The 19,553-nt window shown below is 43.7% G+C and carries 23 protein-coding genes and 1 pseudogene; 13 read left to right on the top strand and 11 right to left on the bottom strand.

Annotated features, from left to right (window positions below; genetic code table 11):
• Positions 1-208 precede the first annotated feature (208 nt).
• Positions 209-598: a hypothetical protein gene (locus LJ707_RS04850; protein WP_228949667.1), complete on the bottom strand. Its 390-nt coding sequence runs from the start codon at positions 596-598 to the stop codon at positions 209-211.
• A 363-nt stretch (positions 599-961) separates the two neighbouring features.
• Here LJ707_RS04850 and LJ707_RS04845 point away from each other — a divergent pair, with 363 nt between their 5' ends.
• Both LJ707_RS04845 and LJ707_RS04840 read left to right on the top strand, forming a co-directional pair.
• Positions 962-1,186: a transposase gene (locus LJ707_RS04845; RefSeq protein ID WP_228949666.1), complete on the top strand. Its 225-nt coding sequence runs from the start codon at positions 962-964 to the stop codon at positions 1,184-1,186.
• Positions 1,187-1,295: 109 nt separating this feature from the next.
• Positions 1,296-1,580, top strand: a complete 285-nt coding sequence (locus LJ707_RS04840) for a hypothetical protein (RefSeq protein ID WP_228949665.1) — start codon at positions 1,296-1,298, stop codon at positions 1,578-1,580.
• A gap of 78 nt (positions 1,581-1,658) precedes the next feature.
• On the opposite strand, the gene LJ707_RS04835 is transcribed toward LJ707_RS04840, so the two are convergent.
• From LJ707_RS04835 to LJ707_RS04795, 9 genes are all read right to left on the bottom strand, one after another.
• Positions 1,659-2,081 carry a DUF417 family protein gene (locus LJ707_RS04835; RefSeq protein WP_228949664.1) on the bottom strand — a complete coding sequence of 141 codons (423 nt, stop codon included), beginning with the start codon at positions 2,079-2,081 and terminating at the stop codon, positions 1,659-1,661.
• Between the two features lie 69 nt (positions 2,082-2,150).
• Positions 2,151-2,930: a molybdopterin-dependent oxidoreductase gene (locus LJ707_RS04830; RefSeq protein WP_228949663.1), complete on the bottom strand. Its 780-nt coding sequence runs from the start codon at positions 2,928-2,930 to the stop codon at positions 2,151-2,153.
• Positions 2,911-3,600 (bottom strand): cytochrome b/b6 domain-containing protein, encoded by a 690-nt coding sequence (locus LJ707_RS04825; protein WP_228949662.1) that lies wholly within the window; start codon positions 3,598-3,600, stop codon positions 2,911-2,913. The genes LJ707_RS04830 and LJ707_RS04825 overlap by 20 nt, the downstream gene beginning before the upstream one ends.
• A gap of 19 nt (positions 3,601-3,619) precedes the next feature.
• Positions 3,620-3,910, bottom strand: coding sequence for a hypothetical protein (locus LJ707_RS04820; protein ID WP_228949661.1), 291 nt, complete (start codon positions 3,908-3,910; stop codon positions 3,620-3,622).
• A gap of 1 nt (position 3,911) precedes the next feature.
• Positions 3,912-4,520 (bottom strand): sigma-70 family RNA polymerase sigma factor, encoded by a 609-nt coding sequence (locus LJ707_RS04815; RefSeq protein ID WP_228949660.1) that lies wholly within the window; start codon positions 4,518-4,520, stop codon positions 3,912-3,914.
• A 98-nt stretch (positions 4,521-4,618) separates the two neighbouring features.
• Positions 4,619-5,074, bottom strand: a complete 456-nt coding sequence (locus tag LJ707_RS04810) for a thioredoxin fold domain-containing protein (RefSeq protein WP_228949659.1) — start codon at positions 5,072-5,074, stop codon at positions 4,619-4,621.
• Positions 5,075-5,088: 14 nt separating this feature from the next.
• Positions 5,089-5,751 (bottom strand): peroxiredoxin-like family protein, encoded by a 663-nt coding sequence (locus LJ707_RS04805; RefSeq protein ID WP_228949658.1) that lies wholly within the window; start codon positions 5,749-5,751, stop codon positions 5,089-5,091.
• Between the two features lie 62 nt (positions 5,752-5,813).
• Positions 5,814-6,035 carry a hypothetical protein gene (locus LJ707_RS04800; RefSeq protein ID WP_228949657.1) on the bottom strand — a complete coding sequence of 74 codons (222 nt, stop codon included), beginning with the start codon at positions 6,033-6,035 and terminating at the stop codon, positions 5,814-5,816.
• Positions 6,036-6,134: 99 nt separating this feature from the next.
• The gene (locus LJ707_RS04795) at positions 6,135-7,439 is read right to left on the bottom strand and encodes a spondin domain-containing protein (protein ID WP_228949656.1); all 1,305 of its coding nucleotides are present in this window, start codon (positions 7,437-7,439) and stop codon (positions 6,135-6,137) included.
• 141 nt (positions 7,440-7,580) lie between these two features.
• Between LJ707_RS04795 and LJ707_RS04790 the strand changes: the two genes are divergently transcribed.
• Positions 7,581-8,168 (top strand): Crp/Fnr family transcriptional regulator, encoded by a 588-nt coding sequence (locus LJ707_RS04790; RefSeq protein WP_228949655.1) that lies wholly within the window; start codon positions 7,581-7,583, stop codon positions 8,166-8,168.
• A gap of 93 nt (positions 8,169-8,261) precedes the next feature.
• Positions 8,262-9,089, top strand: coding sequence for an NAD(P)H-dependent oxidoreductase (locus LJ707_RS04785; protein ID WP_255678741.1), 828 nt, complete (start codon positions 8,262-8,264; stop codon positions 9,087-9,089).
• Between the two features lie 409 nt (positions 9,090-9,498).
• Here the strand turns inward: LJ707_RS04785 and LJ707_RS04780 are convergent, their stop codons facing one another.
• A complete protein-coding gene (locus LJ707_RS04780; protein ID WP_370632377.1) occupies positions 9,499-9,918 on the bottom strand; it encodes a DMT family transporter in 420 nt (139 codons plus the stop codon).
• A gap of 127 nt (positions 9,919-10,045) precedes the next feature.
• On the opposite strand from LJ707_RS04780, the gene LJ707_RS04775 reads away from it, so the two are divergent.
• The 9 genes and pseudogenes from LJ707_RS04775 (at position 10,046) to LJ707_RS04735 (ending at position 19,300) form a co-directional block, all read left to right on the top strand.
• Complete coding sequence (locus LJ707_RS04775; protein ID WP_228949653.1) at positions 10,046-10,384, top strand: single-stranded DNA-binding protein; 339 nt, start codon at positions 10,046-10,048, stop codon at positions 10,382-10,384.
• Positions 10,385-10,661: 277 nt separating this feature from the next.
• Positions 10,662-11,909 carry a sodium:proton antiporter gene (locus LJ707_RS04770; protein ID WP_228949652.1) on the top strand — a complete coding sequence of 416 codons (1,248 nt, stop codon included), beginning with the start codon at positions 10,662-10,664 and terminating at the stop codon, positions 11,907-11,909.
• 19 nt (positions 11,910-11,928) lie between these two features.
• Entirely contained in the window at positions 11,929-12,147 is a 219-nt protein-coding gene (locus tag LJ707_RS04765) for a hypothetical protein (protein WP_228949651.1), read from the top strand.
• A 156-nt stretch (positions 12,148-12,303) separates the two neighbouring features.
• A complete protein-coding gene (locus tag LJ707_RS04760) occupies positions 12,304-13,020 on the top strand; it encodes an AI-2E family transporter (protein WP_370632376.1) in 717 nt (238 codons plus the stop codon).
• A gap of 320 nt (positions 13,021-13,340) precedes the next feature.
• Positions 13,341-13,862 (top strand): cupin domain-containing protein, encoded by a 522-nt coding sequence (locus LJ707_RS04755; RefSeq protein WP_228949649.1) that lies wholly within the window; start codon positions 13,341-13,343, stop codon positions 13,860-13,862.
• Positions 13,863-13,915: 53 nt separating this feature from the next.
• Positions 13,916-14,233 (top strand): histidine kinase dimerization/phospho-acceptor domain-containing protein, encoded by a 318-nt coding sequence (locus LJ707_RS04750; RefSeq protein ID WP_228949648.1) that lies wholly within the window; start codon positions 13,916-13,918, stop codon positions 14,231-14,233.
• Positions 14,234-14,419: 186 nt separating this feature from the next.
• On the top strand, positions 14,420-14,788 hold the full coding sequence (locus tag LJ707_RS04745; RefSeq protein ID WP_228949647.1) for a PleD family two-component system response regulator: 369 nt from the start codon (positions 14,420-14,422) through the stop codon (positions 14,786-14,788).
• A gap of 130 nt (positions 14,789-14,918) precedes the next feature.
• Positions 14,919-15,338 (top strand): annotated as a pseudogene (locus LJ707_RS04740) (DUF892 family protein); the annotation flags it as partial.
• Positions 15,339-15,529: 191 nt separating this feature from the next.
• Positions 15,530-19,300: an ATP-binding protein gene (locus LJ707_RS04735; RefSeq protein ID WP_228949646.1), complete on the top strand. Its 3,771-nt coding sequence runs from the start codon at positions 15,530-15,532 to the stop codon at positions 19,298-19,300.
• Positions 19,301-19,553 lie beyond the last annotated feature (253 nt).

Here is a 19,553-nt window from a genome sequence, read left to right as displayed (position 1 = left end):
CCCAAAATACAGCATTATAGCCGTGCTGATTATAACGCCTACAATCAAAATTGGTCCACAGGCTCCTAATGGTATTATGTATTTTGCTAATTCAAAGGGACTGCTTGCCTGTCCATCCACCTCAATATAAAACAATGGAAAAATTGTATCGAATAGATGTTCAAAGTCATGCGCCAATACAATGAAAATCTCCCTGATACCTTTTTTGTTAATGTTTGGTATGATACACATACTTTTCAAGAATGTGTATGCTCATCGGCTTCAACCGTCGGCTTGTGTCCAGCGGATGTGGTCCGTTGATCGTATAAAAGTGAATAAGTCCTTTGTAATTAGTGTAATGGACTTTATCAACAGAATAAGGTGTTAATGTATCCGGCTTTGATATCTCCCGGATATAGCTGCTCGCGTCCTCTTTTTTCTGCACAAACTCCTCCATAATGACTTCGTCTTTCGATTCAAAACGATTAGTACAGACTTTTATGCATTCCGCTTTAATATTACCTGGTGTCGCAGAAAGTAATCCTGAAGGCAATTCATGCGATTTTATTTTTTGCTCGAAATAGCTCATGACAGATGCTTCGTAATCCTTTTCGTACATGTTTTTATCAATAATCCGAACTAAAGGATGTCTCGAAGCTGCGTAAGACCGGATTCCGGTTGATGGTACCGAGTTATTATGTGGCGCGAGATCTGGATATTTTGTAAAAGCAGTGAAAAGTATTCGGTATCTTCGGTTCAATAACTCATGGGAAGCAATATCATTCATCAAAGTGCCATTAAGGGCAACCAACTGGAATACTGGGCCGACTTTGGCTGCGGCGGCGGTACTTTCACAAAAAGGCTTAGCCGGTATTGCTCGCTGAGGGAATTTGCTTTTTTTAGGAAACCGCCGAATTAGATTTAGGCGGTTTCCTTACGACCGAACCCGGCGTTCCTAACAGACCGGCAATTATTCGGTCACATGCCCGGCAAGCCTATGCAAAACGGTTACATTGAGCGGTTCAATAGAACCTTCCGGGAAAACATACTGGATGCTTACTTATTTAAAGATATCAATCAGGTACAGGTTTTAGCAGATGAATGGATGGAAGATTACAATTACAGCAGGCCGCATGAAGCACTGGGAGGTATAACGCCAGACCTGTATAAGCGACTAAACTGTGGAGATATTGAAAACTCTATGTAGTTTCCAACATCTCCACAGTTCCAACGACAATAATTATATTTTTGAATTAAATAAATCTACAAAATACCAGTCCAAACTAAGGAGAGTTACACAGTTAGGAAGATCGTTTATGGTCCTGAAGCGAAAAGTCAAGTCATTAAGTCCAAGGGTCAGAATAAGTTTTCACTATACTGAAAATGCGCACCAGCAGGTACTGAACACAGCGAATGAGCGATCGGCAGATCTGCTGTTTATTGATGGTGATACCAAAAGAAACATTTTTGAATTTTTCAAAGGCGGCTTTGTACAGCATTTGATACGTAACCCAAACGTTGCTGTTTTCTTCGCGAAAGATGCCGCTTTCAGGTCAGATGATGATAGCATGCAAATAACGGGTAAAATATCTTTAACGTAAGTTATTGATAGTCAGCATTTTCTTGCTATCGCCGCTTTAACACTATTTTTCCATTATGAAATTAAGTATTGGCCAAATTCAACTAATTTTACTCTTGCCAATCACCTGCAATCCTACAGCTAAAAATGCCAGATCTTTTACTACGAAAAAATCAGTTACCGGTACGGCGTCGCTTATTTTCCATACGCCCGGGGTTGTGAATAAGAAACTGAGTGTACCGAGGAAGATACTGGCTGTTAAATAACCGGCGATAAGGCCAGCTTTTTTACTAACGAATGAAGCGATAAGTAAGATAGCTGTTATAATCTCGTATGTGCCGATGATATTTGAAACGCCTTGCTGGGATGTGACCTTGTATAGCCAACTCATCAGAAAGCTGTTTGATACGTAACCTTTGATAGCCGCTGCCTCACTTGGCGTAAATTTGAAAATGCCGATCCATAGCAGTACAATGATCGTGGAAATAACACCGAGGGTGTAACCTGTTTTTTTTAGATCCATAATGATTTTTTACAAGCTTTGTCGGGCAACGTAGCCTAAACTTACTACAGATGTTAAAAACTTATTGCATCAGAGCCCGGAATAATAATCATACCCTTGTTCGGCCCAGTAATCCGGCGGACGCTGGTCGCTGAATATGATGGTGCCGATCCTTTTCAAATTCTTTATCCCGTATTTCACGGGGATTATTAAGCGCAAGGGTTTGCCGTGCTGCGCGGGCAGCGGCTTGCCGTTCATCTCATAGGCCAGGATCGTTTGCGGATGAATAGCGCTGGGCATATCCAGGCCGACATAATATTGCTCATCGGGTGTCATCATGCCCACATAATCCATCTCAACCTCCTTTAGTAAGCCAAAGTGCGTTAACAGATCTTTGAACAGCACGCCACCCCAATGCTGGATCTGATCCCAGCCCTCCACGCATTTAAAATCAAAAACCAGTTCAGTTTTAGGCAACGCCAGTATTTCTTTATAGGTGATGTTGAGCACGCTTTTATCTTTGCGGACAATTCTCAATCGCCATTGGTCTATATCCACATCACCTTCTGAACCGATATCTGAATTATGCCTCACAGTTTTTGCCGCCATCTCCACCGGGTAAGTTTTTACGAGGTGGTTCTCGTTGAAGGTAAGCCTGCGAAAGAACAATTCAGTTTTATTCAAAGCCCTGCGCAGTGGTGCACGGGCTCCTGCGGTAACACCCGCTTGTTCTTCCGGCGAGTGGTAAAGCCATTTCCAACCGCCATACGCCGCTGCACTTAAAGTGCCGAAAATTCCGAATGACAGGAATTCACGGCGCCTGATCTTTTGCTCAACAGTTAGCGGCTGTTTAACTTTTTTCTTCGTCATGTGCTGTGGGTTTTGGAGGCTCATTAATTACTTCGAATCCGGAGATAACAGACCTGAAATTATTCCATCCGGCGATGATGACCTGGATAACGTGGATGACAAAAAACATTACATATCCCAGGGTAAGCGCGAAATGCCATATCCGGGCCAAGTGATACCCGCCCATCAGCCAGGTAAGCCAGTTAAGCTGTACAGGTTTGTAAATAGCCAACCCGGTCCACACCGAACCTGCGCCCATCACGATAATGGCGGAATAAGCGATGCGCTGAGCCGCATTATACTTGCCCTGCGGGGGTGCAGTTTTACGCAGGTGCAGGTCATGCAACAATACCAGCCAGGCTTCTTTGAACGAATGTTTCTGCGGCCAAAGTTCCCGCCATTCGCCGGAGATCAGGGTATATAACACATAGAATATGCCATTCAACGTAAAAAACCACATAAACAGAAAGTGGAAGGCCATGCCTTCCGATAGTCTATGCGGTATATGCAGCAGGTTATAAAACCATTCCGGGAAGAACTTGATGAACCGGTGACCAAAGATCATGACCTCGTACTCGTCATTCGCCCAATAAATCAGCAAACCACTCCATATCATAATGCCCAGGAGCGGAAAATTAATCCAATGGGCCCAGCGCATGGCCAGGGAATGTTTTTCTTTGATGACCTTCATACTTCTTTAACTGTCCCTTTTATTGGTTACCGATCATTTGATCATTAATGCGTTTTTGCAGATCCAATTTATAACTACTGTCCAGTCTGATCTCTTTTCGTTCTTCTTTGAACAATTTTTGCATCATCAAATTTATCAGCACACTTTGTTTTTCGTATATTCTGCAAATGGAGCACCCTGCCAGGTGAAGTTTCAATTCCAGCTTTTCCCTCATGGTAAGTTTCACTTCCTGCTTCTTCTCTATCAACAAGGTGGCCTTCCGGCAATTGTAGGCGATCCTTTCCAGCTCTGTTTTCAATTCTTTTTTCATGTCAGATCCAGTTTTTTTGTAAACATGATCTCAGGTTCACTTTTGCGCGATGGATGATCACCCAAAAGTTGGCCGGGGATATTTTCATTTGCTGACAGATCATTTCCGTGCCTTCATCATCCAGGTGCTTCAAGCTGAACACGGACATCCACAAAGGCGGCAACCGCTTTAAACATTGCTGAAGAGTAGCCAGAAATTCTTTGTTTTGTAAAGGGTCTTTATCTTCAACCCCGAATACGGCAGGCCAGTGCTCCCGCTTCCAATGGTGGTTATCAGGATCGAAGAACTCAATTTCATCATCGGCTGTACCATATTCATCCTTCGCTGCAAAAGCGCCGGAGCGCTTGCGGTACACGTCGATCACTTTGTATTTCAGGATAGCGGTCAGCCAGGTGCGTTCGCTGGCATCGCCGCGGAAGCTTTCCACTTTTTGAAGCGCGGCTAAAAAAGTATCCTGCACCAGGTCCCGGCATTGCTCATCATCATTCAGCCTTGCACTGGCATAGGTATACAGAAAATCCGCATGGCGCTCCACCCACAACCGCGGCTCAAGCAGGTGGTGTCCGGTTTCATTCACTGTATGGTCATCGTTGATCGAATTATGCATCATTGGCCATGGTATCAAGGTGTATTGCGCCTTAGTCGGCTAATACCCGTAAACCTTACAAAATATACGTAATTTTTTTATTCGGCTGTTCAGTACCTGGTTCAATTACTTTTTTCGACTTGTTTAACCATTGCTAATAACCGTTTTGCATCTACAAAACCCTCAAACCGTTTGATCAGCTTTCCATTTTCGTCTAACCATAATAAAGTCGGATAAGCAGCTACCTCGAACTCGTCTGCCAAAACCAGGCCATCACCTTTTTCGACATCGATAGATGCGTTGATGAACTGCCGGTTGAAGTAGGCAACCACACGCTGATCTTTGAATGTTTGTTCTTTCATTTGTTTGCATGGCGCGCACCATACAGCATAAGCATCCACAAAGATCTTTTTATGCTGCTGTTTGGCCATGGCCTTTGTATCCTGCCAACCTTTTGAGACGAAAACAATGCCTGAATTACTTTTCATATTGCCTTTTGTCTGCGCGTTGGCGCCGTGAACAGTGATCATCATGATGACGAACAGGCCATAAAGGAACAGATTCGAACACGTGTGCATTTTTACGCTATTTATCATTGAATGGACTTGATCAGGGTTCCGGCAACAGCAGTCATCAGTTCCGGACCGATCCGCTGACGATAATCCGGGTTGATGTATTCGAATTGGATAACACCTTTTTTGTCCAGAATAAACACGGAAGGAACAGGTAATAATTTATCGGTATTCTTTCCCTCCGAACCCGTTTCAAGTGTTTTGCCATAGGCTGCGGGCGCTTTAAAGGCCAGCCCGAATTGTTTGGAAACCGCGAGATCTGCATCGGATAATAACTGATAAGCTACTTTATTCTTTTCGGCCGACCTGCTCAGGTTATCTGGACTGTCCGTACTGATGGCCATGATCTGGTAACCCATTTTCACCAGGTCTGCCTGTATATTTTGGATACCCGCCAGCTCACGGTTGCAAAAGGGACACCAGCCGCCACGGTAAAATATCAATATCGTAGGCTTTTGAGCGATCGCTGCATTCAGATCAAAAAGGCTGCCGTCAGCCGCTGGGATCTTAACCGCCGGGATCTTTTCACCAATCAGTAAGGGACTGATTTCAGTTGGCTTGTCGGGGTAGACCTCCGTCCGGATCGTATCAGCAACGCTATGCGCCGAGGGCTTAGCGTCCGATGCTATAGACATCATGAGCGATGCCAGAGAAATGCTTGTTAAAGTAAATATTCTTATCATGAAATATTCTTTTTGATTATATTAAAAAAAGCAGGCGGGTTTTATCCCGCCTGCGAAGAGACTTACATTTTACTGGTGTCCTTTTTCATCTTATCCATCTTGCCCATTTTACCGGTTTTGCCCATCTTATCCATTTTGCCATGGTCTTTTTTATGATCCATTTTTGACATTTTGGTCGTATCTTTCTTCATCTTACTCATTTTGTCTTGAGCCTGAGTACTTACCGATAGGAACAATACCGCAACTGCTGCGATACCGATGGATTTTAAATTGAATGTTCTCATTTTATATGTCTGTTTTGCTCTCTTAGTAGATCAGCTAATGATAACCTTACAGCTTTTTTATATATTTTTTGGCACCAAAATAACCTGTAACCTGCACGATCACTTCAGTATAACCCTGATCATATTGTTGATCTCAGGCAGGGTGGTAAAATTATTGGGATTCGGGACAAGCGCGATGGGCTGGTCTTCTTTCAATGGGGTCCCCGCAAGGTTGAACTGTGTTACACCAGCACCAGGGAATTGATTTACTGCCGTACCATCATCATACAATCGGATACTACCGGAGATATCGCCTTTTTTAGTGGCATCTACACCATTTCCCTCCGTTGTAAAGAACCAATCATTGCTGAAACCATACATGGTGGCGATCGCCAGACGGTCACCATCGGTTACCTTTAATTCCTGAGATACCATACCGCCTTTTGCGCTACCAACTTGAGGCAATAAGACGGTTGTCGTGGGTGCAGGCAGCACGTAAACGGCTTTTACTCCGGTTAAGGTTTTCAGATAGTCAGCCAGGGTCGCCGCGTTACCTTGCTGAGCAATAGTGGTCAGGCCTTTACCCCGATCTTTTTCGCCCACTTTGAATATCGGATTGTCAATGCCGTTATAGACCACCGCCAACACAGGAGAGAGCGGCGTGAATATCCCGGTGATCGATTTTACATAGGCACTCAAATCGGTATTGTCGCCCGCTTCGGCGATACCTGTTAAACCATTGGCGGTAGGTTGGCCGCCCACATAAAGCGGATTGGGTGCTAACAAATTTCCGCCGGCAATGTAGGATACACTCCATACGCCTGGGCTTAGCGGCGTTTCATTAGCCGTTCCGCCGGAAGTATTTTGAAGCGTCAGCGTAAACTGCGAATTGCCGTTGTATTTCAAAGTTGCTTTGACGAGTTTGGACGCCGCTAAATATGCGTTGCCCTGAGCGTCCGTCCCGTTGACCTCCGCGATGTTCTTACTGTCCGCCGTTCCGGGATGGTTAATTGCCGCGCCAGGCTTTTGGTTGATCCTGGTGCCATTATCCCATAGCTTTACCTGAGTGGAAACATCGCCTTCAATGGGGTTACCATTCCTGTCATACACCTGAATGCCGGGATTGACGGGTGCAAAGAATAGGTCGTTAGACCAGCCATACATCGTCGCAAATGAAAGTGCTTCTCCTTTCGCGGCATAAAAAGTGATCGTCGTGGATTGACCCGGTAAGATCACTGCGGGTGTTCCGTTGCCCTGAAATGTCCCCGATTGTACCAAAGGTTGTGATTGAAGTACATTCTCTACAGTAAGCGTGATGGATTGACTATTTCCTTCTGGCTCTTTGTCGTCCTTTTTACATGCCGCTAAGCCAAGCGGAATAAGAGCTATTATTGCCCATTTTCTGATGTTTCTTAATTGTTTCATTCGATCATTTTTCTGATTGGTCGAATGCCACTATGATTCCTTACGAAGATTTTTTTACTATTAAATTTCTGACAACTTCAATTAAAAACAACTTGGTATAAGTCTTCCGTTCTTTTCTTATTGTTTTTCTATTTTTGTAAAATGGGAGATTTTGACCAGATACTTGCCTCCGTCGGAAAGTATATTGATCTTACCGACGATGAGAAAAAAATATTTATTTCAAAACTCCGGGTAAGAAAAATTAAAAAAAAGCAATTTATTGTACAGCCCGATTTTATTTGTAAATACCGAAGTTACGTAGTAAACGGTGCGCTGCGCTCATACATTATGTGTAACGATGGGCAGGAGCATACCATAGCTTTAGCAATTGACGATTGGTGGATCTCTGACTTCAATAGTTTTATTTATCAAACGCCCGCAACTCTATTTGTCGAAGCTTTGAGCAACAGTACAGTAATTCAAATTACGTATGATGACGAGCAAAAATTGTTAGAAGAGGTCCCGAAATTTGAACGTTTTTTCCGCATCATCACCCAACGCGGATTTGCCTATCTGCAAAGACGAATATTATCCAACTTGAGCAAGACCGCAGAAGAACGCTACATTCAATTTTCTAAACAATACCCGGAAATTCTGCAGAAGGTGCCACAATATGCAATAGCATCCTTTTTAGGTATTACACCGGTTTATTTATCGCAACTTCGCAATCCTAAAACCGGGAAAAGTTAAACTACTTTAATCAAATTTCTTTATATAGCTGATTTTTTAACAGCATTTACTGTCGGAGTTTTGTGTTATTGTTAATCATAAAATTAATTGAACATGCAAAACTCAAAAAATAAAAAAGCAGTACCTGCTGGCGGTTCCAGCGGTATCATCAAAAAGAAAGTATTGATAGTTTTTGCCCATCCTGAGCCCACTTCGCTTACCAGAACGATGGTAAATACGAGCATAGAAAAATTTGAAGAGTTAGGTTACGAGGTCATGTTGTCGGATCTGTATGGCATGAAATGGAAGGCTGTTTATGACGAACATGATTTTCCGCAACGATTGAATGGAGATCGGCTTTCATTTATCCATGAGTCCGGGAATGCGTATGCCACGCAAACTCAAACAGCAGATGTGCTGGCTGAACAGCAAAAGCTACTGGCAGCGGATGCGGTCATCTTTCAATTCCCTTTGTGGTGGTACAGCATGCCGGCTATTTTGAAAGGATGGATAGAAAGAGTTTATGCTTTTGGTTTTGCCTACGGCTATAAGAACGGGACAAATCAATTCCGTTTCGGGGAGGGGATCCTTAAAGGTAAAAGAGCTTTGGTGTCAGTATATGCAGGGGGGCCGCAAGCTGATTATAGCCCCAGAGGTATTAATGGGCCTATTGACCAATTGCTTTTTCCGTTAACGCACGGGGCATTGTTTTACCCTGGAATGGACGTACTGCCGACCCACGTCATCTATAGTTCGACATTTATACAACCAGAACAAGTTGAAGATGAAAAAAGGATATGGGAAAAGCGGCTGGAAGGTCTGTTTACAGATGCGCCGATCGCATACCGGCCGCAAAACGGCGGCGATTATCCAGACAGGCATGTGCTGGCGGCGGAGGTTGATCCCCATAAAACCGGGATACCCGCTCATATTGCAGATTAGAAAATGAATCTAAAGGAGTGTGCACCTTCATATATTGCATACTCCTTTCTAAAATTTTAATTGAAAATGTAAACACTCCTTATTCAGTGCCTAACTTCGAATTTTAAAATGACGTTTTATAGCTGGTTTTAGTGTTTTTTTGCAGATTAGTTGCTGAAATAACATAACACATTGATAGTAAATAGTCCACTATTTTCTGGATGCAAAAGTAGATCTTAAGAGTTTTCGTAGACTTAAAACCTTAAAAGTTAACCGTTAATTATTCTCTCGTGTCTTGTAATTTTAATTAATTTTTAAGGTTGACTTTAAGGGAAAATTATCGCACACTTGCATCAATATTGCCGATATTTTTCTAATCTGAACAACGGCGAAAATTTAACCTGATTATTCAAAATCCTGACAAAGTTTTTCACATCAGTTTCATATTCATTTTCCTATGAACGCTAATAATAAGTACCACCCCGGAAAATACAAGTGCAAACCCGATCAGGTGAAACCATCTGAATTGTTCGCCTAAAAGTGCGTAAGACAAGACCAAGGCACTAATAGGCATTACCCCCATAAAGGTTGCGGCCGTACTACCCTCAACTTGTTGAATACCCTTGTACCAAAGGACTGAGCCGAGCCCCATCGTACCGGCACCATATAAAATAAGGTATATCCAACTTTGGGTAGATACGTTAGCAAATGAAAACTCATGGAACTGCCAGATCATTAAAGGAATAAAACCGACGAAGCCAACTTTAGCAGAAAAGGCGGCAATGTCTTCCGGAGGGTAATCTTTTGTCAGCGCCTTGCCCATTAGGGTATATCCTGCCTCGCAGCAAATTACAAAGCACTAAGGACGGTAACGCTACAACAGTACCTTCCGATTATTTGCCAAACGATTATAAAGCACCTAAATTTGTTTTGAAGAGCAAAAGTTAACTGACAATAAAAATTAGTATTGGATTTAAATGGCTGGAATCAACAAAGTCATTCTGATAGGATATTTAGACAATGAACCGGGTTGGTTAGGCGAAAAACATGATAAACTGTTTTCCTTCCAGCTCAGAATTGAAACACCTTTTTTGAAAGACGGAAAAAAAAGCGATCATGTAGACATACATACGATAATCCTGAAGGAAAATATTGCAGATACGGCAAGCCGTGTTGTAACCAAGGGAAAGTTGATCTACGTAGAAGGCAAAGCATCAACGAACCTGTTTATCGGCGATGACGGGATTAAGCGTTATAAGTCAGCAATCGTTGCCGGTTATTTTAAGATTCTTGGTCGGCCGGGAGATTTGAAGTAGCGGATATGACGACAGATATACTTAACCACTAAACAATTACTACCAATATTGTTTAATGATAAGCAATACCGTGTAAATGGATAGAAATTTAGGGATCGTATTGATTATTGTTAACCTTGGCGTGCTGGTCTTTCAAATTTTACGGATACAAAAGAACAATCGATTCTAACCGCCTTGTTTGGAATTGATAAAGCGAAGTCTTGTGCAGATGTTCCGATTGTCCAATAAACAAGTTAATAACATAAAATAGTCGATCAACATCAAATTCCCCTCCTTAATGAATACCCAGGAAATCATTTCTATCACAATAGTTTTAGCTGCACTTTTCGCCTATATCAATCATCGCGTGATCAAGTGGCCGCCAACAATCGGCATCATGGCCTTATCCCTTATTTGTTCAGTTGGCCTGGTGTTGCTCGGTAATTCAAAATCGCTGCTTTCCGAAAAGGCGGTTCAATTAGCCAATTCTGTCGACTTTCAGGATGTGTTGATGAATTTTATGCTGAGTTTCCTGCTTTTCGCCGGGGCTATACATATCGATGCAGGCAAATTAAAGGCTGAACGCTGGCCGGTCTTGTTGCTGGCAACAATAGGGATATTGGTTTCTACTTTCTTAGTGGGGGGAATGACCTGGTTATTATTCGGATTTTTCGGCATGCCAATTCCGTTTATTTATTGCCTGTTGTTCGGATCGCTGATCTCACCGACCGACCCTATAGCAGTGATGGGTATTTTGAAACAAGCCAACATACCGGAATCCTTGGAAGTTAAGATTGCAGGCGAGTCTCTTTTTAACGACGGCGTAGCGGTGGTGATCTTTATCAGCATCGCGCAGATCGCACGTTCTGCAGACGGGGCATTTTCCATTTTAGAAATTGGTAAGCTCTTTTTACAGGAAGCAGTCGGCGGGCTGGTTTTTGGAGCGGTACTTGGTTATTTAGGGTTCACGGCGCTTCGCTCGATAGACGAATATAAGGTCGAGGTGTTGATCACCCTGGCCATTGTGATGGGTGGTTACACTTTGGCTTCACACCTGCATGTATCCGGCCCACTGGCGATGGTTGTTGCAGGTATAATAACCGGGAATAAAGCCAAAGCCGAAGGCATGTCCGATGAAACCCGCGATTACTTAGGGAAGTTCTGGCACTTGGTAGATGAGATATTGAACGCCGTACTTTTTCTGTTGATTGGATTGGAAATGCTCATTATCAAGATCAACTCAACAGTAATGATTATCGGGGCAATATCCATTCTTATCGTGTTATTAGCGCGCTGGGTCTCCGTGATCTTACCTGTTCTTTTATTACGCTATAAGATCAAATTTGAGAACAATGCGATCGCGATTTTAACCTGGGGTGGTTTGCGGGGAGGGATATCCGTTGCGCTGGCACTTTCTCTGAGCGCCGGTATGCACCGGGACGAATTTGTGCTGATCACTTATATCGTCGTCGTGTTTTCCATATTGGTACAGGGACTGACTATCGGAAAACTTGCACAAAAGTTGCAGGTAAAAACTCAAAAGTAAACTATGAGCGGCCTTCTATATGGCAGATGCAAGGGGAAAAGATGGAAACTTGTATTTGTTCCCGCGTATGGCTACCAAAGATAATTATTCAAGAATAGGGATTGTTAAGGTGCTGTTTGATGAAGCGGGAAACCCAAAGCGTGTAGAACAAATTGGTATTGCGCTCGAACCTGAAGCGGACTACGAGAAACGACCAGATGGCGGCGGCTATATTGGCTATGCTTTTCCTGCCCTTTAGCAGATGGCTGGAGAAAAAAGGTCTTAACCGTACGGTCGCCGCGGTTATCTGTGTATTGACGCTAATCCTGGTGGTTGCCGGGTTCGTTTTTCTCGTAAGCTGGCGGGTGTCTAATTTGCAGGCGAATTTGGGCCATAATGAACAGCAATTCAATAAATACCTGGGCAGGTACAAAATTACATCAACGACAGCTTTGGTGTTTCAAAGCAGCAGCAGTATCAAATGCTGAAGAAACAAGGAACTTCCGGGGCTGGAAGTGCAGCATCTTATGTCGCGGGATTTGCGGCAACCTTATTAAGCTCGTTAACCACAACGATTTTGTTGTTGATCTACGTCTTCCTCTTAATTAATTCACGGGCACATTTTAAAAAATTCATCTTAAAACTGGTAAAGCCGGAAGACCAGGCCAATACGAAAGAGATCATCTCGCAAACAACAGAGGTCGCACAGAATTATGTATCCGAATTGGCCAAGATGATCGTTTGCCTTTGGATCATGTATAGTATCGGATTTTCGGTTGTTGGCGTAAATAATGCGATATTCTTTGCTATTCTTTGCGGGATGCTGGAAATTATCCCTTTCGTAGGTAATATCACCGGAACCGGACTTACTGTGTTAATGGATTTAGCACAGGGGGGCGGAAGCGGTATGGTTATCGGCGTGTTAATTACTTATGGTTTAGTGCAATTTATACAGAGCTACATTTTGCAGCCGCTGGTAGTTGGCAAAGATGTAGATGTTAACCCACTATTTACCATTATGGTACTGGTTTTAGGTGAAGCAGTATGGGATGTGGGCGGCATGGTGCTGGCTATCCCGGTCTTGGGAATGGTAAAGATCGTTTGCGATCATATCGAACCCCTGAAACCTTAGGGTTACCTGATAGGTAACGGCGATGAAGGAAAAAAAGAGAAGCCACTTACTGAAAAAATAAAGTCGTGGTTCAAATGAGATGTATAGTAGCGACTACTGATTGTCCCTGCTGTCCAATCTAAACAGGCGCACTTTTAGATCTCGGATTCAAGATTGATGCGTTCAATCAAGACTAATTTTTAAGCATTTTTCCAAATTTTTTCCATTGCTATTTCTGTTTTGATAAACGAAATATTAGATATATTTGCTACACGAAGAAGGTTAGAGCTTATATTAATAGCGGTATATTAGAGCGGTATTGCTTTGAGTTATTTGATACCGTGCTTGGAAACGAGGTGGAAGCTTTGCGCGTGATCTATCCGGTGATCCGCCAGGAATTGACGGACATTGAACTGACCTTAGAAAAATTGGCTGTTAGCCATGCGATCACGCCGGGGCCCCAATTAAAAACCCGTGTTCTGGCTACAATTTTCGCGGAGGATAGCATTGACCTTGACAACCTGCCGCCGACCAACAAATACTCCAATTACAAATCTTGGCTAAAAGCAGTGGAGCACCTCCTGCCAATTGAACCATTAGAAGATTTCTTCGCTCATGTGTTACATCAAAATGGCCACATCGCACAAACGCTCGTCGTAACTAAATTAAATGTACCGGAAGAGACCCATGATATCGTTGCGGAAAGTTTTTTTATCCTTAAAGGAACCTGTACCTGCACCGTAGGTAAGAATGTCTTTACACTAAATGCCGGTGACCATCTGGAGATCCCACTCCATACTAATCATGATATCCGGATCGATTCGCCTTATGTGGTAGCTATATTGCAGCATCGGTTTGACTGAGCATATTGGTTCGTTAATTAACTAGTATTTTCCCATATAGTCACCCAATGGGAATGAGATCCTATTTTGATGAGCAGGGACAGCCGGAAGGGATTTTCTGCATCGCCTGCAATATTACCTTACAAGTTAAGACCAAGAGTCGTATTGATGATGCAAACTCGGAGATTTCAGTAAATAACGACAAACTCAGCGAAATCAGTTTTATGCAATCCCATGTTATCCGCAAACCGCTGGCAAATATTATGGGATTAGCCAACCTGCTCGTAGAAATGGACTTGAATACCCATCAAAAAAGTATTATCGATAAGATGACAGCCAGTGCTGATGAACTGGATACGGTGATCGAAAATATTTCAGATACCGCTGATTGATAATGGCCTTTTATGACCACAAACTGTAGTGAGTCGGCTAATTCTACCGCCATGGGAACGATTTAATTTTTGAGTAATCCCGCCGGCGAAAATAAACACCCACAAAAAGGCTGTTTGTTAACTATTATGACATTTAAAGGGATTGCGGACGGCTTATTGCAGCAAGAATGTTATACCATGCTGTAAATGCCGAAACGAATATTAATTATTGAAGATGACCCGGATATACTCGAATTACTCAATTTGATATTAAACGAAGAGGGCTATGAGGTGGTACTGTCAGAAAACGGTGAAGCAAGTTATCATTTAACGGAGATAATGCCTGACCTGGTGCTGCTTGATATCAACTTGAAAAATTCAGGACAAAACGGCGATGCCATTTGTTCCCGTATAAAAAATCACCCAAAGACGAAAAGATTGCCGGTCGTCATTTTATCTGCGGAACGAGATCTTGCAGCGATCAGCCGTTCCTGTGGTGCCGATGGCTGGATCAGCAAACCTTTCGACATTTTGAAATTAATCAGGCGGGTAAAAGCGCTGCTTTACCCAAGTTGATCATTACCTCATGAAAAAAACAAAGACAGCGCCTAAAGCAATTAACTTCAGTAATAAAGAAATTAAATTAGGACCTGCTAAACTATTAACTTTTTTTATCACTTACCTTAACCGTTAATACTGCGCAAAATCACATTTAGTAGAGCTTTTACCTGAACTTGAATTTCAGGCTCATTTTAAGGACCTACAGCGCGCAATCAAGCAAACCTTCGAAGATATTGAAAAACAGATCTTGCGGATGGATGAGATCTATAGGCTAATCAACCAGGTTCCTTCCATGACTAATTGTACCGGCCTGATATCGATGGTAGAGGGTGCTTACGATGGTATTCACGAACATAGCTCCGACAAAGAGCTGCGCGACCTTTCTATACTTTTTTACATGCAAAATATTGAGAGTATAGAAGCGGCTTCTTTCCAGTTGCTGCAATTGGCTGCTGTGAAATTAAAAAATCCGAGGATCAAGCAATTACTGAATGAAAATTTTGATGAATCAAAAGCGGATCGTTCGCTATTCCTGTTGATCACTATGAAATACATAACCAGCTGATCTAACAATTGATTCATTATACTTGATAAGCTTAGAAAAACTAACGGCGGGCAGATCAGGATTTGCTATTATGCAAAAGCATTGTATTCAAAATTTATACTATTCCACGTAAATGGCCGCATGATGGATCAATTCTGAAAGATTTGTGGTCAGAATGATTTTTAAAAACACGTAAGGATTCCCATAACCAAATGTTTAACTTCAAAAAAAATATCGTCGAAATCTTATCTTTACCAAACTATAAAATTACATTAATGACAACAGGCGCCGAGGGCAGCGAGCAATTTTTATCGGGTGGTGGTGAGATGGGTAAACTCATCCGTTCTATGGACTGGTCAAAAACTGCGCTGGGGCCGGTGGAAAGCTGGCCGCAGAGTTTGCGCACCTCGGTGAGTTTGTGTTTATCATCTACTTTTCCGATCCTGATTGCCTGGGGTCCGGAAACCATACAAATTTATAACGACAGTTACCGGCCGATCTGTGGCGAGATGCACCCGCGCTCAATGGGTATGAATTTCCGTGTCTGTTGGGAATCTGCACTTGAAGTGGTAGGTGATAAATTCACTCGCGGACAGCAAGGAGAAGGAACTTATATTACCGACCAGCGGATGTTCCTTGAGCGTTATGGTTATCTGGAAGAGGCCTGGATGACCTTTTCTTTTGCGCCTATCCGTGATGAATCCGGCGGCATTGGCGGTATCTTTCACCCGATCACGGAAACGACGGAAAAAATGCTGGCCGGCAGGCGTACACAGGTTTTAAAGGACCTGGGTGCGGTGATAAGTAAAGCCAAATCGGTTACCGAGATTGCTGATCTAACTAATGCTCAATACGAAAGCTACCAGTTGGATCTGCCCTTTATGCTGTTCTACGAGCTATCGGGTGCCGAGGCTAAGCTGGTCAGTTCCGCAGGCGTAGCTAATGCGGCGGCGTTAGCGCCGTCGGTTCTCGACCTTACTGAAAGCCAATGGCCCCTGCGGCAGGTAATTGTTTCGGGCGAATTGTTGAAGGTTGAAAACCTACAGGCCTTGTTTGGTACTTTTTCTAGCGGCCCTTATGACCTCGCACCACATACCGCGATGATCCTACCGGTCAGGATCTCGGGACAACCAGACCTATTTGGCTTTCTCATTGCCGGGGTCAGTGCCTGCCGCGCACTGGATGAGGCCTATTTAAATTTTTACGAGCAGTTGGCGGGTACTTATAATACCGCGATCTCCAATGTTTATGCTTATGAGCAGGAACAGAAACGGGCTGAGGCGCTGGCAGAGATCGACCGCTCTAAGACGGCGTTTTTTAGCAACGTAAGCCATGAGTTCCGTACGCCTTTAACCCTGATGTTAGGGCCTTTGGAGGACTTGCTCCAAACAGAAACCGACGATTACAAAAAAGCCCAAATCGACGCCACCCACCGCAATGCGATGCGATTATTGAAACTGGTTAATAATTTACTGGACTATAGCCGGGTGGAAGCCGGGCGGGTGCAGGCGGCTTACCAGGAACTTGATCTTGGCGAGCTGACGACCGACCTGGCCAGCAGTTTCCGTTCGATCATTGAAAAAGCGGGCATGGAACTCCAAGTAGATTGCCGGGATTTAAGCAGCGATTTTTATGCTGACCGCCAGATGTGGGAGAAGATCGTACTTAATCTATTATCCAATGCTTTTAAATACACGCTGGAAGGAACTATTTCGGTCGGTTTGAAGCAAGAGGGCAATTTCGCCTTACTGGAAGTGACCGATACCGGTGTGGGGATTCCTGAAAAGGAAATGCCGCACATGTTTGAGCGGTTCCACCGTGTGGAAAATTCAGCGGGCCGCACTCATGAAGGCACTGGTATCGGGCTTTCACTGGTCAACGAATTGGTTCAATTACATGGCGGCGAGATAAGTGTCAGCAGTATCGAAGGCAGCGGAAGTACATTTACGGTAAAGATGCCGGCCGGAAAAAGACATTTGCCGGTCAGTCAGGTTGTTGAAAGTACCCGCAATACAGATTTCTCAGCGGTAACCGCGCCGTTTATCAGGGAGGCTTACAGCCTGTTACAGGATGAGGCAGGAAACGATTCAGCGGATGTGACGCAAACCGCCAGCGATATGGTGAGCAGCCAGGATAATACCGTTAGTAAAGAGACCCGGATTTTGGTGGTAGACGACAACGGCGATATGCGGGCTTACCTGAAAAGATTGTTGGAACCGTATTTTACGGTAGCAACTGCGGGCAATGGCTCGGAGGCGCTGGAACAAATTAAAGTGGAATTACCGTCATTGATCCTGAGCGATGTGATGATGCCGGTAATGGATGGCAAAACGCTTTTAAGCCACATCCGACAAAACGAAGATACTTACCGGTTACCGGTCATCTTTTTATCGGCGCGTGCCGGTGAAGAAGCGCGCATCGACGGTTTGGAGGCGGGTGCGGATGATTATCTGGTCAAACCTTTTTCGGCGGCGGAGTTATTGACCAAAGTCCGGGCGCAGATCAATATCAGCAAGGCGCGCGGCCTTGCGGAACAGCAGTTGCGGAGTCTATTGACGGAAGCCCCGGTGGCTATGGCTATTTACCGCGGAGGGAACCATGTCATCGAACTGGCTAATCAGCGAATGCTCACCTATTGGGGACGCACCCGCGAGTTGACGTTTAAACGTCCGCTGTTTGACGCCATTCCGGAACTCGACAGCCAAGGTTTCCGCGAGATCATGGATACGGTTTATCAAACCGGAGAGCGCTATGTGGCGCTTGAAGTTCCGGTTATTTTAAACCGATTTGGAAAAGAAGCAACCGCTTATGTAAACCTTACCATTGAGCCGTTAAAAGATGAAAACGAACTGATCAATGGTATGATCGCGGTAGCCGCAGATGTTACGACCCAGGTGACCACCCGTTTGGAATTACAGAAATTGGGCGACACACTACAATTGGCGATGGACTCTGCGAATATGGGCTTTTACCGGATCACGCTGGCTACCGATCACCTGGAGGTATCACCACGCGCAAGGAATATTCATGCGATAGCTCAGGATGAAGTATTGACCTATGAGAGCACGCTGCGGGTCGTTGTGCCTGAACACCGTGAACGTTTCAGCGGAGCAATTGCAAAAGCGGTGGAAAACAAGGGCAGTTTTAGCGAGGATTACCAGATCCAGCCCTTTGATGGCAGTAAGCGCCGCTGGCTGAATTCTACGGGCAGGGTCGAGCTGGACGCTAAAGGCGAAGTAATCTCAGTGGTCGGGACTATCTTCGATATCACGGAAAGCAAAGAAGACGAGCTGCGCAAAAATGACTTTATCGGAATGGTCAGCCATGAGCTGAAAACGCCGTTAACATCGTTAAGCGGCTTTTCACAGATGGGCTTAATGAATGCGAAAAAGAAAGACGACGCTTTTAACGGTAATTTATTTGAAAAGGTAAATAGTCAGGTGCAAAAAATGAATGCCCTGATCAATGGCTTTCTAAATGTTTCCCGATTAGATTCCGGAAAAATACATCTGAACCTGTGCCTATTCGATTTGGGCGCGCTGATCAACGAGGTCGTGGAGGAAGTGAGTTTGACCGCGGGTGGCCAAAGTTTTGCGATACATTGCGAAGAGAGCAGCATTACCGCTGACCGTGATAAGATTGGTACAGTGTTGACCAATTTGTTAAGTAACACGATAAAATATGCTAAGGATAAACAGGTAACCATAAGCTGTATCTCAGATGAAACTAAAGTCACTGTCAGTGTCAAGGATGAAGGCATTGGGATCAAAGCTGCCGATCTTCCTCGTCTATTTGAACGCTATTACCGCGTAGAGAATGACCTAACGCATAAGATATCAGGCTTCGGTATAGGGCTTTACTTAAGTGCTGAAATCATTACAAGGCATGGCGGTCACATCTGGGCTGAAAGCGAATTGGGAAAAGGATCTGTATTTTATTTTACGCTGCCATACGAAACATTACCAGCCGAATTAAGTCAATAAGGTGATAGTTTCTGTCTTCAAATTTATCGCAAGGAAATACGCTTAAATTTTTATTCAACGATCAGATCCGTAATTTTGTTAATTATACAATAGGCAAAGCTTGAAAACTTAGATTAACCATAAAAGCAAAATTCAGGATATTTATTTGTTTTGAAATTGAAAAATAATGCCTAATATTAACAAGTTTTCCACACTCGGGTAACAAGATAGTATCAATAATGACCTGGATTTAGGTCAAAAAGTTTGTTACTAA

This window comes from Mucilaginibacter sp. UR6-1 (assembly GCF_020880975.1).
Taxonomy (GTDB): Bacteria; Bacteroidota; Bacteroidia; order Sphingobacteriales; family Sphingobacteriaceae; genus Mucilaginibacter.
This window is presented reverse-complemented; position numbering and strand designations above follow the sequence as displayed.

Coding starts and splice junctions, on each gene's coding strand:
- LJ707_RS04790 (WP_228949655.1), top strand. CDS start 7,581: ATGGGAGATTTTGACCAGATACTTGCCTCCGTCGGAAAGTATATTGAT.
- LJ707_RS04745 (WP_228949647.1), top strand. CDS start 14,420: ATGCCGAAACGAATATTAATTATTGAAGATGACCCGGATATACTCGAA.
- LJ707_RS04845 (WP_228949666.1), top strand. CDS start 962: ATGCCCGGCAAGCCTATGCAAAACGGTTACATTGAGCGGTTCAATAGA.
- LJ707_RS04770 (WP_228949652.1), top strand. CDS start 10,662: ATGAATACCCAGGAAATCATTTCTATCACAATAGTTTTAGCTGCACTT.
- LJ707_RS04825 (WP_228949662.1), bottom strand. CDS start 3,600: ATGAAGGTCATCAAAGAAAAACATTCCCTGGCCATGCGCTGGGCCCAT.
- LJ707_RS04820 (WP_228949661.1), bottom strand. CDS start 3,910: ATGAAAAAAGAATTGAAAACAGAGCTGGAAAGGATCGCCTACAATTGC.
- LJ707_RS04850 (WP_228949667.1), bottom strand. CDS start 598: ATGTACGAAAAGGATTACGAAGCATCTGTCATGAGCTATTTCGAGCAA.
- LJ707_RS04750 (WP_228949648.1), top strand. CDS start 13,916: ATGAGATCCTATTTTGATGAGCAGGGACAGCCGGAAGGGATTTTCTGC.
- LJ707_RS04815 (WP_228949660.1), bottom strand. CDS start 4,520: ATGATGCATAATTCGATCAACGATGACCATACAGTGAATGAAACCGGA.
- LJ707_RS04805 (WP_228949658.1), bottom strand. CDS start 5,751: ATGATAAGAATATTTACTTTAACAAGCATTTCTCTGGCATCGCTCATG.
- LJ707_RS04775 (WP_228949653.1), top strand. CDS start 10,046: ATGGCTGGAATCAACAAAGTCATTCTGATAGGATATTTAGACAATGAA.
- LJ707_RS04765 (WP_228949651.1), top strand. CDS start 11,929: ATGGCAGATGCAAGGGGAAAAGATGGAAACTTGTATTTGTTCCCGCGT.
- LJ707_RS04785 (WP_255678741.1), top strand. CDS start 8,262: ATGCAAAACTCAAAAAATAAAAAAGCAGTACCTGCTGGCGGTTCCAGC.
- LJ707_RS04800 (WP_228949657.1), bottom strand. CDS start 6,035: ATGAGAACATTCAATTTAAAATCCATCGGTATCGCAGCAGTTGCGGTA.
- LJ707_RS04830 (WP_228949663.1), bottom strand. CDS start 2,930: ATGACGAAGAAAAAAGTTAAACAGCCGCTAACTGTTGAGCAAAAGATC.
- LJ707_RS04795 (WP_228949656.1), bottom strand. CDS start 7,439: ATGAAACAATTAAGAAACATCAGAAAATGGGCAATAATAGCTCTTATT.
- LJ707_RS04835 (WP_228949664.1), bottom strand. CDS start 2,081: ATGGATCTAAAAAAAACAGGTTACACCCTCGGTGTTATTTCCACGATC.
- LJ707_RS04840 (WP_228949665.1), top strand. CDS start 1,296: ATGGTCCTGAAGCGAAAAGTCAAGTCATTAAGTCCAAGGGTCAGAATA.
- LJ707_RS04735 (WP_228949646.1), top strand. CDS start 15,530: ATGTTTAACTTCAAAAAAAATATCGTCGAAATCTTATCTTTACCAAAC.
- LJ707_RS04810 (WP_228949659.1), bottom strand. CDS start 5,074: ATGCACACGTGTTCGAATCTGTTCCTTTATGGCCTGTTCGTCATCATG.